The 18,115-nt window shown below is 66.9% G+C and carries 21 protein-coding genes; 5 read left to right on the top strand and 16 right to left on the bottom strand.

All coding sequences use genetic code 11. The features are described 5' to 3' along the window. Window positions 1-25: 25 nt before the first annotated feature. Together ACSFBF_RS10775 and ACSFBF_RS10780 are read right to left on the bottom strand one after the other, a co-directional pair. Window positions 26-700, bottom strand: coding sequence for a GspH/FimT family pseudopilin (locus ACSFBF_RS10775; protein ID WP_435466723.1), 675 nt, complete (start codon window positions 698-700; stop codon window positions 26-28). Next, window positions 646-1,116, bottom strand: a complete 471-nt coding sequence (locus ACSFBF_RS10780; protein WP_435466725.1) for a type IV pilin protein — start codon at window positions 1,114-1,116, stop codon at window positions 646-648. Before ACSFBF_RS10780 ends, ACSFBF_RS10775 begins: the two co-directional genes overlap by 55 nt. Before the next feature lie 195 nt (window positions 1,117-1,311). On the opposite strand from ACSFBF_RS10780, the gene ACSFBF_RS10785 reads away from it, so the two are divergent. The 3 genes from ACSFBF_RS10785 (at window position 1,312) to ACSFBF_RS10795 (ending at window position 2,578) form a co-directional block, all read left to right on the top strand. Beyond that, on the top strand, window positions 1,312-1,605 hold the full coding sequence (locus ACSFBF_RS10785; protein ID WP_435466727.1) for a hypothetical protein: 294 nt from the start codon (window positions 1,312-1,314) through the stop codon (window positions 1,603-1,605). A gap of 68 nt (window positions 1,606-1,673) precedes the next feature. Next, entirely contained in the window at window positions 1,674-2,183 is a 510-nt protein-coding gene (locus tag ACSFBF_RS10790) for a hypothetical protein (protein ID WP_435467401.1), read from the top strand. A gap of 38 nt (window positions 2,184-2,221) precedes the next feature. Continuing rightward, window positions 2,222-2,578: a hypothetical protein gene (locus ACSFBF_RS10795; protein WP_435466729.1), complete on the top strand. Its 357-nt coding sequence runs from the start codon at window positions 2,222-2,224 to the stop codon at window positions 2,576-2,578. Between the two features lie 8 nt (window positions 2,579-2,586). Here ACSFBF_RS10795 and ACSFBF_RS10800 read toward each other — a convergent pair whose 3' ends face one another. Both ACSFBF_RS10800 and ACSFBF_RS10805 read right to left on the bottom strand, forming a co-directional pair. Beyond that, the gene (locus tag ACSFBF_RS10800) at window positions 2,587-3,108 is read right to left on the bottom strand and encodes a pilin (protein WP_097198154.1); all 522 of its coding nucleotides are present in this window, start codon (window positions 3,106-3,108) and stop codon (window positions 2,587-2,589) included. Between the two features lie 222 nt (window positions 3,109-3,330). Further along, the gene (locus tag ACSFBF_RS10805; protein WP_435466731.1) at window positions 3,331-5,520 is read right to left on the bottom strand and encodes an ATP-binding protein; all 2,190 of its coding nucleotides are present in this window, start codon (window positions 5,518-5,520) and stop codon (window positions 3,331-3,333) included. A gap of 249 nt (window positions 5,521-5,769) precedes the next feature. On the opposite strand from ACSFBF_RS10805, the gene ACSFBF_RS10810 reads away from it, so the two are divergent. Both ACSFBF_RS10810 and ACSFBF_RS10815 read left to right on the top strand, forming a co-directional pair. Beyond that, on the top strand, window positions 5,770-6,549 hold the full coding sequence (locus ACSFBF_RS10810) for a response regulator (RefSeq protein ID WP_435466733.1): 780 nt from the start codon (window positions 5,770-5,772) through the stop codon (window positions 6,547-6,549). 86 nt (window positions 6,550-6,635) lie between these two features. Beyond that, a complete protein-coding gene (locus ACSFBF_RS10815) occupies window positions 6,636-6,869 on the top strand; it encodes a hypothetical protein (protein WP_435466735.1) in 234 nt (77 codons plus the stop codon). Here the strand turns inward: ACSFBF_RS10815 and ACSFBF_RS10820 are convergent. The 12 genes from ACSFBF_RS10820 to ACSFBF_RS10875 form a co-directional block, all read right to left on the bottom strand. Beyond that, the gene (locus tag ACSFBF_RS10820; RefSeq protein ID WP_435466737.1) at window positions 6,814-7,407 is read right to left on the bottom strand and encodes a response regulator; all 594 of its coding nucleotides are present in this window, start codon (window positions 7,405-7,407) and stop codon (window positions 6,814-6,816) included. The two genes, ACSFBF_RS10815 and ACSFBF_RS10820, sit on opposite strands and share 56 nt — an antisense overlap. A gap of 42 nt (window positions 7,408-7,449) precedes the next feature. Beyond that, window positions 7,450-7,848, bottom strand: coding sequence for a hypothetical protein (locus ACSFBF_RS10825; RefSeq protein ID WP_435466739.1), 399 nt, complete (start codon window positions 7,846-7,848; stop codon window positions 7,450-7,452). Between the two features lie 138 nt (window positions 7,849-7,986). After that, window positions 7,987-10,182 carry a TonB-dependent siderophore receptor gene (locus ACSFBF_RS10830; RefSeq protein WP_435466741.1) on the bottom strand — a complete coding sequence of 732 codons (2,196 nt, stop codon included), beginning with the start codon at window positions 10,180-10,182 and terminating at the stop codon, window positions 7,987-7,989. Between the two features lie 94 nt (window positions 10,183-10,276). Further along, entirely contained in the window at window positions 10,277-10,549 is a 273-nt protein-coding gene (locus ACSFBF_RS10835; protein ID WP_093057387.1) for a hypothetical protein, read from the bottom strand. A 74-nt stretch (window positions 10,550-10,623) separates the two neighbouring features. Beyond that, window positions 10,624-11,415 carry a fumarylacetoacetate hydrolase family protein gene (locus ACSFBF_RS10840; RefSeq protein ID WP_435466743.1) on the bottom strand — a complete coding sequence of 264 codons (792 nt, stop codon included), beginning with the start codon at window positions 11,413-11,415 and terminating at the stop codon, window positions 10,624-10,626. Window positions 11,416-11,579: 164 nt separating this feature from the next. Then, entirely contained in the window at window positions 11,580-12,956 is a 1,377-nt protein-coding gene (locus ACSFBF_RS10845) for an amidase (protein ID WP_435466745.1), read from the bottom strand. 21 nt (window positions 12,957-12,977) lie between these two features. Beyond that, window positions 12,978-13,730 carry an SDR family NAD(P)-dependent oxidoreductase gene (locus ACSFBF_RS10850; RefSeq protein ID WP_435466747.1) on the bottom strand — a complete coding sequence of 251 codons (753 nt, stop codon included), beginning with the start codon at window positions 13,728-13,730 and terminating at the stop codon, window positions 12,978-12,980. A 13-nt stretch (window positions 13,731-13,743) separates the two neighbouring features. Further along, window positions 13,744-14,493, bottom strand: a complete 750-nt coding sequence (locus tag ACSFBF_RS10855; RefSeq protein WP_435466749.1) for an SDR family NAD(P)-dependent oxidoreductase — start codon at window positions 14,491-14,493, stop codon at window positions 13,744-13,746. Continuing rightward, on the bottom strand, window positions 14,490-15,314 hold the full coding sequence (locus ACSFBF_RS10860) for a polysaccharide deacetylase family protein (RefSeq protein WP_093057392.1): 825 nt from the start codon (window positions 15,312-15,314) through the stop codon (window positions 14,490-14,492). The genes ACSFBF_RS10855 and ACSFBF_RS10860 overlap by 4 nt, the downstream gene beginning before the upstream one ends. A gap of 54 nt (window positions 15,315-15,368) precedes the next feature. Beyond that, window positions 15,369-16,160 (bottom strand): ABC transporter permease, encoded by a 792-nt coding sequence (locus ACSFBF_RS10865; RefSeq protein ID WP_435466752.1) that lies wholly within the window; start codon window positions 16,158-16,160, stop codon window positions 15,369-15,371. After that, on the bottom strand, window positions 16,157-17,008 hold the full coding sequence (locus ACSFBF_RS10870) for an ABC transporter permease (protein ID WP_435466754.1): 852 nt from the start codon (window positions 17,006-17,008) through the stop codon (window positions 16,157-16,159). The genes ACSFBF_RS10865 and ACSFBF_RS10870 overlap by 4 nt, the downstream gene beginning before the upstream one ends. Further along, a complete protein-coding gene (locus tag ACSFBF_RS10875; RefSeq protein WP_435466756.1) occupies window positions 17,005-18,102 on the bottom strand; it encodes an ABC transporter ATP-binding protein in 1,098 nt (365 codons plus the stop codon). The genes ACSFBF_RS10870 and ACSFBF_RS10875 overlap by 4 nt, the downstream gene beginning before the upstream one ends. Window positions 18,103-18,115: the final 13 nt, after the last annotated feature.

Genomic DNA, 18,115 nt, shown 5'->3' on the forward strand with positions numbered 1-18,115 from the left:
GAAGGTGTTTGGCGGCGCGGCATGGTCAGCAGGTCATGGGGTCGGTGCTCCCGCTGCGCGCGGGGTCGCAGATGCGGGCATCACCGCCCGGCGAGACGATCACGTTCAGGCAGCGTACCGAGCCGCCGGAGGCGACGCAGGTGCCGCTGGCGCTGGTCAGCTGCACCGTCAGTGTTGCAACGGAAAAGGTCGGGTTGGTCGTGGCCGACTGGCGGCCCAGTGCATCGAAGCCCACGGTGCTGCGCGTTGCGGTGAGCACCAGATCCGAGCTCTTGCTGGATTCGATCGGGCTCTTGCTGATCAGGTAGGGCGTACTGGTGGCGCTCGGGGTGTTGCCGCAGGCGCCGGCCGGTGTTTGGGAGATGCCGGCGTTCACCACCCAGATCGCCACGCTGGTGCTCAACGCGCAACTGGCGTCCAGTGAGCTGACGAACTGCAATCGCGTGCCGGTGTTGCGGCGGATGGCTTCCGCCCTGGCCGTCTGCAGATCGGAACGCAGCGACTCGGCCGTGCTGCGCAGGCGGTTGTTGCGTGTCCAGTCACTGAACCCGGGTGCGGCCAGCAAAGTCAGGATCGCCAGGACCGAGATAGCCACCATCAACTCGATCAAGCTGAACCCCGCGGTCGAAGGCTGCCGCGTGCGCATCAGCAGCTCCCGCCCCTGGTTGTGATCCAGCAGCTCGACGAGGTTGCGGTCCATCCCGACACGCCGGTGATGGTGGTAGTCCGGGTGCCGTCCTGGTCGATGGTGTAGACGAAGCCAGCCATGGCAGACGTGCCGGTGGCAGTGATGGTGTAGCTCGTGGACGAACTGGGCGAGCAGGTGAGCGTGAAGTACTTCAGGTTGGTATTCGAGATGCTCACGCCGCATGCACTGGTGGAGCCGGTGGCGTAGTAGCTCTTGGCATCCTGGAACCACTGCTCCATCTTTGCGTTGCTGGCAGAGAGGTTGGAGGTCGCCTCCGGGATGCGGCCACGCCGGATGTAGTCCGTGTAGGAGGGCAGGGCGAGGGCCGCCAGGATCGCCACGATCGCCACGGTGACCATCACCTCGATCAAGGTGAAGCCGAGCGCTCGCGCGCGGAGCTCTTGAGGCTTCTTCTGCAGCCGCGTCATGGTGGTTCTTCTCCTCGTGTACCGGAAACAATCGGAAACTTCCTGGACGCCGAGTCGAACACGCAATTTGGGAGAAAGCTGGCTGATGCGTTGGGGTTTGTGTGCGCGTGGGGGCAGTGAATCCGACGTTTCTCCGACTTTGTTGCCCAGCATCACTGCTGCATCGGATCGACCGATGTTCAGGAGAAGTGATCGATGAAAAAGAAGATGTTGCTGTCCCTCGGGATGGCGTGTCTGGTGGGATGTTCGGCCGAGGCTTGGGCTGCGTCGACGACCACGGAAAGCAGCGGTGCAAGCACCGGCGGCACTGGCGGCAACTCAGCTGTTGATGCTGCGTTGAAGGCCTGCGCGGCCAGTGTGGCCAAGGATTCGAACGGCGGCCCCGATCAGACGGCGATGACCGCGTGCATGACCAAGGCCGGCTTCACCAAGCCCGCGCAAGACGGCGGCAGGCCACCACCACCCCCTGGCAGTGCACCCCGGAAATGACGGTACGGCAGCGGTTGCCTCGCAGCAGCCGACGCCGGAAGGCGACTGAGAGCGAGACGTTGCCGTATGTGCACGACGGCCTCGCACCTGAGGGCGGCCCGGAGCTGAGGTCGGACGCCATCAGCCTCGAGGCCGCCATCGCGATGACCGGCATCAGCAAGCGCACGCTGTGGCGTCGCGTGTCCGACGGCACTATCGCCAAGCACAAGGAAGACGCGCGGGGACGGGCGATGCTCGCCTTTGCGCAGATCGCCGGCCTGATCAAGCTCGATCTGTCTGACGAAGACCTGCACATGATCGTGAAGGCCGACAGCGGCGATGCGAACGCTCAGGCCGATGTCGGCGAGATGTTCTTCGTCGCGGGCCGATTCGATGCGGCGGTCTACTGGCTCGATCTGGCGGCCGCGCAAGGTAATGCCGACGCCATGCAGTGGCTCGGCAACTGCCATGCATCGGGCCTGGGCGTGCCGAAGGACGACAGCCTCGCGATCATGTGGATCGCCAAGGCGGCTTCGCTGGGGCATCCGGTGGCCTGCCAGCAGATTCAAGGCATGAGGGCGGGATGCGGCGAGCCGTAGCTGTGCGCTCGTCCGTTCGGATCGCCTGTTCCGCTCTCATGCTCGTGGTGCTGGCAGGTTGTGGGGATTCGCATGTGCCGGACGACGAGTCGGCCGACTTCGGTGCAAGCGTCGTGGCTCGCTACGTGATCGTCGCGCAGCAGAAATGCAATACAGCGGGAACGCCTGATCTCTATGAATGCGCCGAAGCGCCATCGTCGGCAACAGGCGAGCGACTGGCGGCTCGCACGGCGCTCGACGTGTATCAGATCTTTCAGCGCTGCTGTTACGAGACTGCGGGTGCGGGAAAGTGCGAGGCGCTGATGGAAACCGCATATCTGAAGGCCAAAGCGCAGGAATTTCGTCATCCGGGAGCAGACGTCAAAAAGCCGCCCGAGGGCGGCTTTTCTCCGTGAGATGCGTATCAGGTACGGCAGTTTGCGGGGACGTACTTGTCCTTGATCGAACCCTTCTTGGCTTGCGCAGCCGCATTGGCGGTGGTGCTGCCCGTCGATGCGCAGATCCAGGTGATGGAGCCACTTGACGGAATGGTCGAAGCGGTTGACGTGCCAGCCAGCGCAGTACCGCTGGCCGTCGAACCATCCACGGGAACCAGCGTCAGCGTGGCGCCACTGTCGATTGAGCTGTCATAGGTGATCGTGATCGTACCGGTGGTCTGATCTATGGCGACGCTTGCGACATTCTTCGTTGCGCCTGGAGCAGTCCAGCCGGAACTAAAGGGAGCGCCATTGGCGGCATTCTCGGAAATTGCGGTCTTGGCCGAATCTGCGAGCGACAGGCCTTCGGTGACCTTGGCACGCACCGTGTAGTCCTGATAAGCAGGCAGCGCCACGGCAGCCAGAATGCCGATGATCGCCACGACGATCATCAACTCGATGAGGGTGAAACCCTTTTGCACATTGCGTGCGAAGGAACGATGGTTCATTGTGAAACTCCTGCGGTTGAGAAAGTGCGCCCGGAAAAATTCACCGGGACGTGCTTCTTTCTGCAGTCCGCATGCCACCCGTCTTGCGGTGGTTCATGCGTGTTTCAACAGGTGTTTCAGGAGGTAAAGGCGCGGACCCGTTCGTGCCGCTTCGTTATGACGCGCGGCGGCGCGTGCCATGGCATCTGAAGGGTGGTGTCATTGCGCGTGCGCCAGCTTTGCTCAGTGCGCCGCTAACGCCAGCCGTTGCGCCTCGAGCGCCAGCGGCACGCGAACCTGCGCAACAAGACCATGTGAGCCCGACTTCAGCACCACGTCGCCGCCGTGCGCGCGCGCGATGGAGCGGCACACAGCCAGACCAAGTCCGCTGCCCGCAGAGCGCGAGGAGCGAGCCTGCGCAGTGCGATAGAACGGCTTGAACACCTGCTCGATTTCGTTGGCGGGCAGCCCCGGTCCACGGTCGCCGATCTCGACCACGGCGTCGTGCCCGTCGGTGAGCAGGCGCACGCGAGCCAGGAGCCCATACTTGACGGCGTTCTCGATCAGGTTGTCGAGCACGCGGCGCATGCCGATCGGGTCGACCTCCACCTGCGCGCTCTCGACGCGTCGCAACTGCACGTTCTTGCCAACGAAGATGGCCTGCTCGACCACGTCTTCGACGAGGCTCGAGAGGTCCATGCGCTCGCGCGCACTCACCACCGAGGCATCGCGGATGAAGCTGAGCACGGAGCCGATCATCAGCTCCATCTCCTGGACGTCTTCGAGCATGCCGGCGCGCACGTCGTCGGGCACGTCCTCGATGCGAAAGCGCAGCCGCGTGAGGGGCGTGCGCAGGTCGTGGCTGATGGCGCCGATCATCACCGTGCGGTCGTCGACGAAGCTGCGCAGCCGCGCCTGCATACGGTTGAAGGCCTGTGCTGCACGGCCGATCTCGGCGGGGCCCTCCAGTGCCAGCACCGGCGCCGCAGGGTCGCGGCCCAGTTGGTCGGCCGCGAGCGCGAAGCCGGCAATCGGCCGCACTAGCCGGCGCGAGAACAGCCAGCCTGCGGGGGCGACGATCGCCGCGGCGATCAGGAACCACAGGAGCACGCGGCGCTGCCAAGCATTCGGAAAGGACTCAGGCACCGGCTGCACGACCACCCAGCTGCCTTCGGGCGTGTAGACCGCGGCGATGAAGTCGCCTTCGACGAACGGTGCGGGCGCGAGCCCGAAGAGGCCGCGCGCGGCGGGGCGTTCGTTGTCGGTGGTTGCAATGGGCGTCGTGATCGTCGTGTCGGTGTCTGCGGATGCGCGCGGCGGTTCGGCGGGGGCGATGACACGTGGCGGTGCAGCCGCCGTCGCCGGTGGTGTGCTGGCCGAGGACGGCCGCGTGGCGGGCTCGGCGCGCGGCGACAGCGCGGGAGGGGGCGCAACGGGTGCTTCAGCCCTGGCAGGCGCCTCGCGGCGTGGGTGGCTTTCGATGACCGGCGGCAAGGCTCGCATCGAGGGCCCTGACTGGATGGAAGGGGCTCCGGGCTGGCCTTGAGCAGGGCCCGATGGCGGCGCTGCAGACGAGAGGCCCGGTGAAGGGGCGGCACCGGGCGCGCCCGGCGCAGTCGTTGAGCCTGGTGCAGTCGCCGAGCCCGGCGTGGTTGCTGTGTTCGGTGCTGCCGACCCGGGCGATGGCGGTGCGCCGGTGGGGCCTGCGCCGCTACCGGGGGGAGCCGTTACCGTGCTGCCTGGAGGGTTTCCGGCCGCGGGCGTGGGGGCGGATGTACCGGCTGGTGCATCCGGCGTGGTGGCCGGCGCATTGCCCGTCGCGGGATTCGTTGTCGCGCTGCCGGGCGGTGGTGACGGCGGAGCGCCCATCTGGTTTCCCCTCGGGCCTCCCATTCCTCCCGGAAATCCCATGCCTCCAGGCCCACCGGGTCCTCCCGGTCCACCGCCGCCCCCCGGCCCACCCCTCGCCTGGACCCGCAGAAAGCCGGCTCCGGAAAAGGTGTCGGCAATGCGGCGCGGCGCGGCCTGTGTTGCGTCATGCCCATCACCCGTCGTGGCAACCGGACCTGTGGCGCCAGCGAACGGCAGCGGCGTGAAGAAGTACAACCGCACCTCGGCCTCGTCGCGTGTCAGCAGTTGCGCCAGGTCGCGCCGCGAGCGTTCGGAGGTCAGCCAGCCTTGTCCCTTGGGTTGGGGCGCGTTCGCCTGCAGCGTGCGCTGCAGCAGGTTCGCGTTGCGGCCCTCGGCGCTCCGGCCCGACAGCACGCGCGCGATGTCGCCCATCTCCCATTGGCGCTGTGGTTGCGGCGGGAGAAGCACGGTCAGCGCCAGTGTCACGACTTGCGCCACCACCAGCCCGCCCAGCAGCAGGCCCATGATCTGCCATGCGAGCGGTGGGCCCGACCAGCGGCGCGCGGTACCTTGGGAGTTCATGGGTTGATGCTGGCACGGACGGGAAGCGATGTCACGCCACCGTGGCTCGATCTTTGCGTTCCCATCTTTTTTCTCCCAGCTGTCAGCGCGCATGCGCGAGGCCAGAGCATGCGCAAATGTTCGAGCGCACGAGTCTGTGAAGCGGATGTTGCAGCCGGATTTCAGCGTATTGCAATTTATTTCACGGCTCGCGGGGCTTCGGGCGGAGGCCGCGCCCGGCCTATGATCCGCTACCCGATACGCCGTAACGTGAACCTGTCTACCCGCATCCTCATCGTCGACGACGACGCCGGCATCCGCAGCCTGGTGGCGTCCTTCCTGGAGAAGCACGGCTTCCATGTCGATGCGGCCGGCCATCCCGCGGAAATGCGCGAGCGGCTCGCGCAGGCCGATTACGCGCTGATCGTGCTCGACGTGATGATGCCCGGCGAAGACGGTCTGAGCGCGCTGCGCGAGCTGCAGCGCATCGGCGGGCCGCCCGTGATCATGCTGTCGGCCGTGGGCACGGACATCGACCGCATCGTGGGCTTGGAGATCGGCGCGGAAGACTACCTGGCCAAGCCCTGCAATCCGCGCGAACTGCTGGCGCGCATCCGCACCGTGCTGCGCCGCACCGCGCATGCGGCCGCTGTCGGGTTGCCGGCGCAACAATCCGTGCCGCCGCCTTCCGGCACGGCCACGGCGCAAGAGGCGCAGCAGCCCGAGATGCTGTACTTCGCCGGCTGGCGCATGGACCTCGAAACCCGCCTGCTGCATGACCCGCAAGACCGCCCGGTGGACCTCTCCGACGGCGAGTTCCGCCTGCTGCGCGCGCTGGTGCAGCACCCGCGGCGGGTGCTCACGCGCGACCAGCTGGTGCAGTACGCGCTCGGCGCCGAAAGCGATTCGTACGACCGCGCCATCGACGTGCAGATCAGCCGCCTGCGCCGCAAGCTGGCCTTTGGCGAGACGCGCGCCGACCTGATCCGCACCGTGCGCAACGAGGGCTACATGTTCGTGCCCGCCGTAACGCGCACGCGCGAAGCCTGAGCCGCGATCACCGCAACACGGTGAAATTCGCAGGCAATGCGAAGGGCTCAGTCTCGGGACTTCGCATTCATCACCTCTACCGACTCATGACTTCGTTCGACTGGCTGTGGGATTGGCGCACCCTGATCGCGCTGGCCGTGTGCGATGTCGCGCTGCTGGCGATGTTCCTGGCCTGGGACGCCCGGCGTCTGGCGTTCCTCCTTGCCCGGCGTTGCCTCGTCGAGCACGAGCTGCCGCGCGAGAAGAAGCGCCTTCGTGTCGGCGTCAGCCCGGAAGAGCGTGGCGTGTTCCCTCGGGAATCGCCGGGGTCCGGGATCTGAGCTCGAGCTTGCGGAAGGCGCCGTCCGCGTGGAAGTCGTTGGCGCGGATTGGCACCGCGAGCGTCTCGGCGAACATGGCCAGCACGTGGCGCGCCACGCGCGGGTCCAGCACGGCGCCGCCGCTCGTCAGGGCGCGCAGCGTGTGGGCGATCTCGGCGTCTTCCGCTTCGCTCAGCAAGTAACCCACCGCCCCCGAGGCGAATGCGGACAGGGCCAGCTCACGGTCGTCCGTGTCCGACAGGGCAATGATCTGGGCGCGTGGCTGTATTGCACGCACGTGGGCGATCAGTGACGCGCCGTCGCCGATCGGATAGAGCTGCATATCGACAAACACCAGGTCGAAGGACAGCGTGGCGAGCATCGCATCGGCCTCTTCGCGCGTGGGCACAAGCACCACGCACCGTCCCGGCGCGAGGACGCCCAGGACGCTATTCAGGCGGCTCGCGACGGCGGGATCACTTTCCACCACAAGGGCACTGAAAAAAGGCTGTGGCCGGAGCACCCGCGAGGCGCCACCAAGGAGCTTGGTATCGAACACGGAAGTGCTTTCTTCTGAAGTGGGCTGTCGCAAGCGGGCGTGCTAAAGCATCGTCTTCGGATGCTCGAGGCGGCCGGGCTCCTGTTTGCGCTTGCAACTGCCGCTGTTGGCTGTGCCCGTGCCGGCCGATGTGATCGGCGCGAGCGTCGATTGGCTGTAGTTGCCCGAAGCACCGGCTTCACGCGCTGCGCAGCCGGTGTCGCTCGCGGCCATGAAGACACCGAACGCCAGCGCGCCGAAGGCCAGCAGGCCCGCAAGAAGCGACAGCCAGAAGGACTTCTTCAGCCGCGGCGCAGCGACGAGGGCGGGCTGTGTTCTGCTCCAGCGTGCTTGCATGGTGAGTCCCGGGGAGTGGCTATCCGCATGCGCCAACGCCGGCAGGCCGGTGAAGCGCAGCGCGTGCGATGCGCCGTGTGGGTTGCGATGCGGGGTGGTGTTCATGACCCGTATCGTGAACTTCAAAGGGGGAGAAAAATTGGATGCCGACCCCCCGATGGCCATCGGCCGCTGCAGTAATTCAAAAGCCGGCGCGCCGTCGAAGACGGCGGCCGGCCAAGGAAGCAGAGACTGCGAGAAGGCTTAGAAGTCGAGCTTGGCGCTCAGGCTGAAGGTGCGCGGGTCGCCGGGCTTGATGTAGTTGTCGTACTGGTATTCCCAGTACTTCCGGTTCGCCACGTTGTTGATGGCCGCGCGGAAGGTCGTGTTGCGCCCGCTGATGCGCGTCGTGTAGCTCGCGCCGATGTTGGCGATGGTGTAGCCGGGCACGGTCAGCTGGTTCGCCGCATTCAGCATGGTGTTGCCCGTGTACTTCATGTCGGCCGACAGCTTGAGGCCCGGCACCTGCGCCACTGCGTACGACACCTGCGCCGTTGCCACCAGCTTCGGCGCACCCGCCATGCGGTTGCCGACGTAGCTGCTGCCGCGCTCGTACGAGCTGTCGAGCAGCATCAGGTTGCCGCCGATCTGCCATTGCGAGCCCAGCCGCGTGGAAGCTCCGAGTTCCAGGCCCTGGTAGATCGACTGGCCGTCCTGCACCAGCACGTTGGCGCTGTTGGCGTATTCGGCGCCACGCTCGATGCGGAACAGCGCGGCCGTGGCGCTCCAGCGTTCGCGCTCGGTCTTCACGCCCAGTTCGTACTGGCGGCTCTTCAGCGGGTTGAGCAGCGCGCCGTCGTTGGCGTAGAGGTTGCTCACCGTGCTGCCGGGCTCCAGCGATTCGACATAGCTGGTGTACAGCGTGGTGTCGGGCGCGGGCTTGTACATCAGCGCCAGCGTGGGCGTGATCACGCCACTCTTTCGGTAGGTGGAGTTCTGCAGGCCCGTGGTGTCGTAGCCGACCTGTTCGTAGGTGGTGCTGCGCAGGCCGGCCAGCACCGACCACTTCTCGGACAGCTTCAGCGTGTCGCTCGCGAACACCGCGCGCTGCGTGATATCGCTGTTGCGGTAGGGCGTGAGGTTCGTCACGCTGTTGTAGCTGTTGGTGTTCTGTCCGAAGATGCTGCCGGTGCCCACCAGCTGGTAGACGGCGTTGCTGCTGTAGTAGTTGACCTGCTTCTGCCACGACGCGCCCAGCGTTACCTGGTGCTCGAAGTCGCCGGTGCGCAGCTTGCCCGTGGCCATGGCCTGCCACTGGTTGAAGCGGTGGCCTTCTTCGCTGTCGGAGCGGTAGTCGTCGTAGCTGCCGCCGGCGTCATGCAGGTAGGCAATGCCTTCGTTGCGGCTGCGCGTGGCGCTGCTGTGGCTGTAGCTGGTGCTGAGTGTCCAGTCGGGTGACAGCTGGTACTGCAGGCCGGTCGAATAGAGCCTGAAGTCGGTGGCAAGGTGCTGGCCAGGGCCCACAAGGCTCGCGTTGTTGGCGCTGATCGTGGACGGCAGGCTCGTGCCCGTATAGCTGCCCAGGTAGATCGATGGCGTCTGGCCGGTGGAGGTGCGCTTCTGGTAGAGCGAGTCGAAGGTCCAGGTGAGCTTGTCGGTGAGCTTCGCGTCGAGCCCGAGCGACACCGAGTCGCGGCGGATGTTGCCGTCGTTGTAGGTCTTGCCTTCCTCGTGCGTGGCGTTGAGCCGGTAGCCGAAGCGGTCGTCGGTGCCGAAGCGCCCGCCCAGGTCGACGTGCTCGCTCCAGATGCCGGCGGTCTTGTAGCCGACCTCGATGCTGCGCACTGGTGTGTCGGTCGGCTTCTTCGTCACGTAGTTGACGATGCCGCCCGGCGAGCCAAAGCCGTACATGAAGCCCGACGAGCCCTTGAGCAGTTCGATCTGCTCGAAGTGCTCGTAGGGCATGGTGATGGCGTAGCTGAGAAAGGGCTGGCCGTTGATGCGGTAGGCGTTCTGCCAGTCCAGCGGCAGGCCGCGCACCGTGATGTAGCTGGCCCAGCTGCTGTAGGCGCCGCTGTTATCGGACACCGACGCGTCGAGCGCGAACACGTCGCCCAGCTTCGAGACCTGGCGCTCGGCCATGTCCTCGCTGGTCACGACGGTGGTGGAGAAGGGCGTTTCAAGCTGCGAGCGCGCACCGAGCGCGCCGCTGCTCACCTTGGCGCCGAGGTGCTGCTGCGAGTCGTCCTGCGATTCGGCCGTGACCGTGACGGTCGGCAGCGAGGAGGCGGCTTCCTTGCCTTGTTGTGCCTCCTGCGCGTGCGCGCGACCGATCTGGGTGGCCGCCCACAGCACCAGCAGCGTGGCGCGCGCGGGCGGGCCGAATGCGCTGCGCCTGAATGAAGTCGGGGAGGGGACCGTGACGGTGCCGGCGGTGTTCTGGCGTCCAGGATTCAACATTGACTCACTTCGCAAATAAGAATGCTTCTCATTTTAAAGTCGAATCTCGGAGAAATCTTGGAGGCCACCCGCCGTCGGGTGCTGCTTGCTTCCCTCAGTGCCCGTTGCCAGGCGCCGGCGCCAGCCCGCGCTGCTTCAGGAAGTCGTAGAGGCTGACCGCGAGCACCTGCGCAATGGGTATCGGCAGCGTCACGCGCAGCACCGCGGCCCGATGGACCGGGCACCGGTCGGAGCTGTGGTCGACGCGGCTGGCATCGAAGGTGATGTGCACACAGCCCGCGTTGACCCAGTAGCCAGAGACTTCGTCCGCGAACACCTGCGGGGCGTGCAGGTCGTCGATGTAGGTGGCTTGCGGAGGCTGGGACATGGTGGCTCTGGAGATGCAGGAGCCCCGATGATCAAGACCAATCTGGTAGGAAAAATGGTGGGGCCGCCTCCGCTTCAGACGATCCGCACCGACAGCTCCGGCAGCCGGTCGATATGGATCTCGATCAGGTCGCCGCGCACCACCGGCCCGACGTTCTCCGGCGTGCCCGAGTAGATGATGTCGCCCGGCTTCAGCTCGAATGCCTGCGACAGCCGGCTGATCTGCTCGGCCACCGACCAGATCATGTGCTTGAGCGTGGCGCTCTGCTTCGTCTGCCCGTTCACCTTGAGCCAGATCGCGCCGTCGGTGAAGTGCCCGACCTTCGCCACCGGGTGGATCGGCCCGACGGGCGCCGAATGGTCGAAGCTCTTGCCGATTTCCCACGGCTTCTTCTGGTCGCCCATCTCGCGCTGCAGGTCGCGGCGCGTCATGTCGAGGCCGAGCGAATAGCCGTACACGCAGTCGAGCGCCGAGCTCGCCGGGATGTTGCGCCCGCCCTTGGCCAGCGCGACCACCAGTTCAACCTCGTAGTGGTAGTTCTTCGTGAGCGACGGGTAGGGGTGGTCGGCCACCACGCCGGGTGTCACGACCTGGATCGCGTCGGCCGGCTTCTGGAAGAAGAAGGGCGGCTCGCGGCTCGGGTCAGAGCCCATCTCGCGCGCATGGGCCTCGTAGTTGCGGCCGATGCAGTAGATGCGGCGCACCGGATAGACCTGCTCGCTGCCGACGATCGGAATGGTCGATGCGGCGACATCGAACGGCGTTGCCTGCGTGCGGCTGGCGCCTGCAGGCAATGCACAACCGGCAATGGCGCCTGTGGCCATGGCGGCGGAACCGGCCAGCAGGCCGCGACGGGAAGTGATCATGAGGGTCTCCTTGGCTTTTGTGGAATGCGCGTGCCGTACCTCGCACGGCCGGTTCATTCTGGGACGGCGAACCGCCGCCCAACCGTACGCATCTACGCAAAAACAGGACGGAACCCACCTGGCGCCCGCCAAGCCTCGTGCGCGAGTCGGACGAGGAGAAAATTTCAGCCGAGCGCACACTCGACGAGCCGTGCGATGGCCAGCAGGTGGTCGTCGTCGTACCAGCGGCCCGCCAGCTGCAACCCGATGGGCAGGCCGATTGCGCTCTTGCCGCAGGGCATCGAGAGCGCGGGATGGCCCGTCAGGTTCATCGGGTAGGTGTACGGATACCAGGCGCCGCGGATGGTGCCGGCGGGCCTGCCGCCGATCTCCACTTCGCCGCTCACATCCATGTCGATGGGCAGCGGCGGCGCCGAGACGGTGGGCGACACCAGCACGTCGAAGCGTTTGAAGAGTGTCTGCAATTCAGTGAAACAGCGGGTCTTGGCGAAGGTGGCGTCGTGCAGGTCCACCGCGCTGTGGCGGCGGCCCTTTTGTACGGCGTCGATCAGCGTGGCGTCGAGCCGGTCGCCAAAGCGCTCGAGGTTGGCGCCCACGCGCGCGGCCAGCATCGACTGCAGCACCACGAGGAAGTGGCGTTCGAGCGCCACGAAGTTCAGCTGCACGGTTTCGACGATGGCGCCTTCGCGTTCCATCGCCTGCACGGCCGCCATCGTCACGGCCTCGACTTCGGGGTCGATCGGGTTGCCGGCCGTGGGCAACCACGCCACGCGCAGGCCGCGCAGCGACGTGGGCATCGCACGCTGCGGCACCGGCCCGCCCAACCCATAGGGATCGCGCGCGTCGAAGCCTTTGATGACATCGAACAGCAACTGCGTGTCGGCCACGTCGCGCGCCATCGGACCGGTGAAGGAATTGGCCGAGAACAGATCCGGCGCCTGCAGGTTCGGCACCACGCCCAGCGTGGCCTTGAGCCCTACGATGCCGCAGCACGAAGCCGGAATGCGAATGGAGCCACCGCCGTCGGTGCCGAGCGCGAGCGAGCCGAGGCCCGCCGCTACTGCCACCGCCGCGCCGCTGCTCGACGCACCAGGCGTGTAGCGCGCATCGATCGGGTTCAGCGTGCGGCCGAAGATCGGCGCGGTTGCTACCTGCTTGTGGCCGAACTCGGGCGTGGTCGTCTTGCCGATGAGGATGGCGCCTGCAGCCTTGGCGCGCGCCACGGCCACGGCGTTTTCCTTCGGCACGAAGTCTTCGTAGATGGCCGAGCCCATGGTGGTGCGCACACCGGCCGTGAGCGTCAGGTCTTTCACCGAATACGGCACGCCGTGCAATGGGCCGAGTGTCTCGCCGGCCATCACGGCGGCCTCGGCACGGCGCGCGGCTTCGAGCGCCTGCTCGCCGGTCACGGTGATGAAGGCATTGAGTTCGCGACGCGCCTCGATGCGCGAGAGCGCATCGCGCACCGCCTCCACGGGCGAGGCCTCCTTGGTGCGGATCAGTGAGGCGAGCTCGCGTGCGCTGTGGTCCATCAGGTCCATGGTCGTGTCCTTGAAAAGAGGTCAGAGCATCCAGCGGCCGCCGTCGATCAGCAGCGTCTGGCCGGTGATGAAGCGCGCTTCGTCACTCGCGAGGAAACGCACCGTGGCAGCCACGTCCTCGGGCGAGCCGACGAAGCCGGCGGGCGTGTCGGCCACGATCTTCGCGAGCACCTCGGGGTGCAGCCTGTCGTGCGCGCGTGTGCGGATGGCGCCGGGGCACACCGCATTCACGGTCACTCCGTGCGGCGCGAGCTCGCGAGCCAACGAGCGCGTGAAGCCCACCACGCCCATCTTGGCGGCGGCGTAGTCGGCCAGACCCACGTCGCCGGCAAAGGCTGCGTCGGTGCTCATGTTGACGATGCGCCCGAAGCCGCGTGCCTTCATGCCGGGCGCGATGCGGCGCGCAGCGCGCATGGTCGTGAGCAGCGACACCTCGATGACGAAGCGCCACACGGCCTCGTCCGATTCGGTGAACAGGCCGCCGCGTTCGCGCGCGCTCTGGCCCACGTTGTTGAACAGGATGTCGACCGGGCCCAGTTCCTTTTCGACCTGGTCGAAGAAGGCCGAGACGACGGCGGCATCGGTGCAGTTGCCCGACACGCGCAAGCAGCGCGCGGCGGCTTCGGGCCTGGTCGCAAGCTGCTGCGCGAGCGGGGTGCAGTCGAGGTCCAGCACGGCGACGCGCGCGCCCTGGTCCAGAAAGTCGAGCACCGTGGCGGCGCCAATGCCCTGGCCGCCTCCGGTGACGACGGCGATGCGATGGTCGAAACTCATGGCATTTGATCCTTCAGTGGAAGGTGCGTCCGCCGTCAACGGCCAGCGCGGTGCCGGTGATGTAGCTGGCACCGGGGCCGCTCAGGTAGAGCACGGCCTCGGCCACTTCCTCGGGCGTGGCGACACGGCCCAGTGCATAGCGTTGGCGGATCTCGTTGAGCGCGCGTGCCGGGTCGTCGCTGTGCTCGTAGCTGGTGCGAAACAGAGGCGTGTCGATGGCGCCGGGGCACACCGCGTTGACGCGAATGCCGTCGACCGCCGCTTCAATGGACAGTGCCTTGCCGAACATGATGACGGCCGCCTTGGTGGCGCAGTAGGCGGTGCGGTTCGGCAGCGGCCGCAGGCCGGCGCCCGACGAGATGTTGACGATGCTGCCGCCGCCTGCCGCGCGCAGGTGCGGCATGGCGGCACGGCACATCAGCATCGGCCCCGTGAGGTTGACGGCCAGCGTGTGGGCCCACTCGGCGTCGTCGGTCTGCTCCAGCGGTTTGAGCGAATCGACACCGGCCGAGTTGACCAGCGCGTCGATGCCGCCGAGCCACTGGGCGGCATGGTTCACCGCCGCCTTCACGGCCGATGCATCGGTCACGTCGCACACCAGCGGCAGCGCCGCGTCGCCCAAGGCCGCGACGCATGCCTGCAGCCGTGGCGCATCAAGGTCCAGCAGTACGACGCGCGCGCCACGTTCCACCGCGAGCCGTGCCACCGCGAAGCCGATACCGCTCGCGCCACCGCTCACCACGAAGCGCAAGGCGGTGGTCATGCCTTGACCGCCGCCTTCAGGCGCGGGCGCATGTCGTCGGAGATGCGGTCGCAACGGTCGATCCACACACCCGAGTGCGCCAGCGCATGCTCGATGAGCCCTTCGAGCACCTTGAGCCGCGATGGCTGGCCGATGATCTGCGGGTGCATGCCGACCATCATCATGCGGTCTTCGGCGTAGAGCATGTCGAACTCGCTCGTCCATGCCTCGAGCACGGCAGAGGGTGCCTGCAGCGTGCGGCCCGGCAGCGTGATCGAGTACTGGAAGAAGGGCGCGTCGTCGAGCACCCAGCGAAAGGGCAGCTCCACGATGTCGGTTCGCTGCCCGCCGATTTCCAGCAGATAGGGCGAGTCGTCATCGAAGAAGTTCGACGAGTAGTCGAAGCCGTACTCCTTGAGCAGGTCGAGCGTGATGCTGCTGAATTCCGCCGCCGGCGAGCGCCAGCCGCGTGGGCGGGTGCCGGCCAGGCGGGTGAGCGTTTCCATGCCGCGCTCCATTTCCTCGCGTTCTTCCGCGGGGCTGAGGTTGACGATCCAGCGGTGGCTGTAGCTGTGGTGCGCCACCTCGTGACCCTTGTCGACCACTTCGCGTACCAGGTCCGGGTGCTTGTCGGCCACTTCGCCGGGAATGAAGAAGGTGGCGCTGATGTCGTAGCGCGCCAGCAGCGCGAGGATGCGCGGCATGCCGACCTTCCAGCCATAGGCGCCCTGCGACATGAGGATGGGGCGCTGCGCGTTGGCGGGGTCGCGGCCGGTCCACATGGTCTCCGCGTCGAGGTCGAAGGTCAGCATGAGCGGGAAGCCTTTGCTCGTGGTCGGCATCGAAAAACTCCTTGGCAAATGGGGTAAGAGAATGAGGTAAGAAACAGGGCGCGCTCAGACGTGCTTGTGGAAGCCCGTCCATCGCTCGGCCAGCAGCAGCACGACGCCGGTGGTCACGATCAGCAGGGTGGAGACGGCGGCCACGCTCGGGTCCACGCCCTGCTCGACCGAGGTGAAGATCTTCACGGGCAGCGTGGTCTGGCTCGCGGACAGCAGGAACACCGAGACCGGCACGTTGTCGAGCGAGGTGATGAAGGCGAAGAGGCCGCCAGCGACGAGGCCGGGCTTCACCAGCGGCAGCGTGACCAGCCGAAAGCTCGTGAAGCCGTCGGCACCCAGCACGCGTGCCGCGTCCTCGAGCGACTCGTCGACCGCCGACAGGCTGCCCAGGCTCGCGCGCACCACGTAGGGCACGGTGATGACCACGTGCGCGAGCCACAGGCCCAGCGAGTTGCCGCGCAGGCCAGTCATCGTGTAGTACTGCAGCAGCGCAACGCCGAGCACCACCGAAGGCAGGATCAGCGGCGCCATGAACAGCGACGTGAGCACGCTCGCACCGGGCACCATGCGGCGGTGAATGGCGTAGGCGGCAATGAGGCCCAGCACCAGCGCGGCGGCGGTCGAGGCGGTGGCGAGCCACAGGCTGGTCCAGGCGGCGCTGAGGTACTCGGGGTCGCGCAGCACCACGTCGAACCAGTGAAAGGTCAGGCCCTTGGGCGGGATCGTGAGGTAGGCCGTCTTGCTGAAGGCCGCGAGCATTACCACCAGCACGGGAATCTGCAGGAACACGACCACCGCGATGGCCGTGGCCGCGAGGAACGGCGCCTTCTTGCCTTCGATGCTCATGCGTTGCCTCCCCAGCGCCTGAGCACGCGGCTCGACAGGCCGATGACCACCAGCGTGAGCGCGGTGAGCGCGAAGGACATCGCGGCGCCTGCGGGCCAGTCGAGCGTCTGCAGGAAGTCGTCGTAGATCAGCGTGGCCATCACCTTGTAGGTGGGCCCGCCCAGCATGCGCGGCGTGACCAGCGCGCTGATGGTCAACACGAACACCAGGATGGAGCCCGACAGGATGCCCGGCGCGCTCATCGGCAGCGTGATCGACCAGAACACGCGCAGCCGGCTTGCGGCCAGCGTGTATGCGGCCGCCTGCACGTCCTTGGAGATCGCCTGGATGGCCGGCACCAGCATCAGCACCATGAATGGCAGGAAGATGTGTGACATGCCGACCAGCAGGCCGAACAGGTTGAACATCATCTTGATCGGCCGCTCGATCAGGCCGATGTCGATGAGCAGGTTGTTCACCAGCCCGCGGTTGGCGAGCAGCGCGATCCAGCCGAAGGAGCGCACCACCAGGTTCAGCAGCATCGGGAAGATGACGAGCATGGTGAGCGTCAGGCGCATCTTCGGGCCTGCATTCGCGATGTAGTAGGCCAGCGGGTAGCCCAGCAGCAGGCAGATGGCGGTGACGCCGAAGCCCAGCACCAGCGTACGCACGACCACCTCGCGGTAGTACTCGTCGGTGACGATGCTGGTGTAGTTCTCGAGCGTCCAGCCGGCGGCGATGCCGGTGCCGGGCACGTAGGGGTGCAGGCTCAGCGGCACCATCAGCAGCACCGGCGCGACGAAGGCCAGCAGCAGGAGCAGCAGCAGTGGCGACGCCAGCAGAGTGCCGGTGATCTTGCGCGGCGTCATACGGTGGCCTGGCTTGCCGTGGGTGTCACGTAGACGTGCTGCGGCTCGACGCTCACCCGCACCGGTGCGTCGACCGCCAGGCCGGCGTGCGGGCCATTGGTGAGCGCCTCGGCGATGAGCTCGGTGCCGCCGAAGGCCAGCAGGTATTGCACGCGCGAGCCGACAAAGGAGCGCATGGCCACCCGGCCCGAAAGCGTCGGGCCATTCGACGCCGCCGCGTCGGCGAAGCGGATGTCTTCCTGGCGGACCACCACGTCGACCGCCGTGCCCTGGGCCATGCCATCGGCAGCCGTGGCCGCAAGCACCGGGCCATCGTTCAACTGCACCGCGGCCGCGCCTTCGGGCGAGCGCACCACGCGGCCCGCGAGACGGTTGGGGCGGCCGATAAAGCTCGCGACGAAGCCGGTGGCAGGGCGGTGGTAGATGGCCTCGGGCGTATCGAACTGCTGCACCACGCCGTGCGCGAGCACGCACACGCGATCGGACATCGACATCGCCTCGCCCTGGTCGTGCGTGACGAACAGCGTGGTGATGCCCACCTCGCGCTGCAGGCGCTTGAGCTCGATCTGCATCTCGTCGCGCAGCGAGGCGTCGAGGTTCGACAGCGGTTCGTCGAACAGCAGGATGCTGGGGCGCGGCGCGATCGAACGCGCCACTGCCACGCGCTGCTGCTGGCCGCCCGACAGTTGCCTGGGCATGCGGTCGCCGAGCGCGGAGAGGCGAACGCTGGCCAGCGCCTGATCGACGCGCTGCTTCAGTTCGCTGCCTTGTACGCCCTGGCGACGCAGGCCGAAGGCGACGTTCTCGAACACGCTCATGTGCGGGAACAGTGCGTACGACTGGAAGACCAGGCCGATGTTGCGCCTGTTGGTGGGCAGCGCCGTCACGTCGCGGCCGTCGACGAGGATGCGCCCGCCCGTCGGCTCGATCAGCCCGGCCACCATGCGCAGCACGGTGGTCTTGCCACAGCCCGAGGGGCCGAGCAGGGAGATGAACTCGCCGTCGTGGACGGACAGCGAGACCGACTGTGCGGCAATGTGGCCCGTGGGACCCGGGTAGCGTTTCTCGAGACGGTCGAGCGTGAGTGCCGGCATGTCGGTCGGTCCT

Origin of the sequence: Variovorax nivicola, from assembly GCF_051216475.1 — a bacterium.
Taxonomy (GTDB): domain Bacteria; phylum Pseudomonadota; class Gammaproteobacteria; order Burkholderiales; family Burkholderiaceae_C; genus Variovorax.

Coding starts and splice junctions, on each gene's coding strand:
- ACSFBF_RS10830 (WP_435466741.1), bottom strand. CDS start 10,182: ATGTTGAATCCTGGACGCCAGAACACCGCCGGCACCGTCACGGTCCCC.
- ACSFBF_RS10855 (WP_435466749.1), bottom strand. CDS start 14,493: ATGACCACCGCCTTGCGCTTCGTGGTGAGCGGTGGCGCGAGCGGTATC.
- ACSFBF_RS10860 (WP_093057392.1), bottom strand. CDS start 15,314: ATGCCGACCACGAGCAAAGGCTTCCCGCTCATGCTGACCTTCGACCTC.
- ACSFBF_RS10840 (WP_435466743.1), bottom strand. CDS start 11,415: ATGATCACTTCCCGTCGCGGCCTGCTGGCCGGTTCCGCCGCCATGGCC.
- ACSFBF_RS10780 (WP_435466725.1), bottom strand. CDS start 1,116: ATGACGCGGCTGCAGAAGAAGCCTCAAGAGCTCCGCGCGCGAGCGCTC.
- ACSFBF_RS10870 (WP_435466754.1), bottom strand. CDS start 17,008: ATGACGCCGCGCAAGATCACCGGCACTCTGCTGGCGTCGCCACTGCTG.
- ACSFBF_RS10805 (WP_435466731.1), bottom strand. CDS start 5,520: ATGAACTCCCAAGGTACCGCGCGCCGCTGGTCGGGCCCACCGCTCGCA.
- ACSFBF_RS10865 (WP_435466752.1), bottom strand. CDS start 16,160: ATGAGCATCGAAGGCAAGAAGGCGCCGTTCCTCGCGGCCACGGCCATC.
- ACSFBF_RS10815 (WP_435466735.1), top strand. CDS start 6,636: ATGACTTCGTTCGACTGGCTGTGGGATTGGCGCACCCTGATCGCGCTG.
- ACSFBF_RS10775 (WP_435466723.1), bottom strand. CDS start 700: ATGGACCGCAACCTCGTCGAGCTGCTGGATCACAACCAGGGGCGGGAG.
- ACSFBF_RS10825 (WP_435466739.1), bottom strand. CDS start 7,848: ATGAACACCACCCCGCATCGCAACCCACACGGCGCATCGCACGCGCTG.
- ACSFBF_RS10845 (WP_435466745.1), bottom strand. CDS start 12,956: ATGGACCTGATGGACCACAGCGCACGCGAGCTCGCCTCACTGATCCGC.
- ACSFBF_RS10795 (WP_435466729.1), top strand. CDS start 2,222: ATGCTCGTGGTGCTGGCAGGTTGTGGGGATTCGCATGTGCCGGACGAC.
- ACSFBF_RS10875 (WP_435466756.1), bottom strand. CDS start 18,102: ATGCCGGCACTCACGCTCGACCGTCTCGAGAAACGCTACCCGGGTCCC.
- ACSFBF_RS10835 (WP_093057387.1), bottom strand. CDS start 10,549: ATGTCCCAGCCTCCGCAAGCCACCTACATCGACGACCTGCACGCCCCG.
- ACSFBF_RS10785 (WP_435466727.1), top strand. CDS start 1,312: ATGAAAAAGAAGATGTTGCTGTCCCTCGGGATGGCGTGTCTGGTGGGA.
- ACSFBF_RS10800 (WP_097198154.1), bottom strand. CDS start 3,108: ATGAACCATCGTTCCTTCGCACGCAATGTGCAAAAGGGTTTCACCCTC.
- ACSFBF_RS10850 (WP_435466747.1), bottom strand. CDS start 13,730: ATGAGTTTCGACCATCGCATCGCCGTCGTCACCGGAGGCGGCCAGGGC.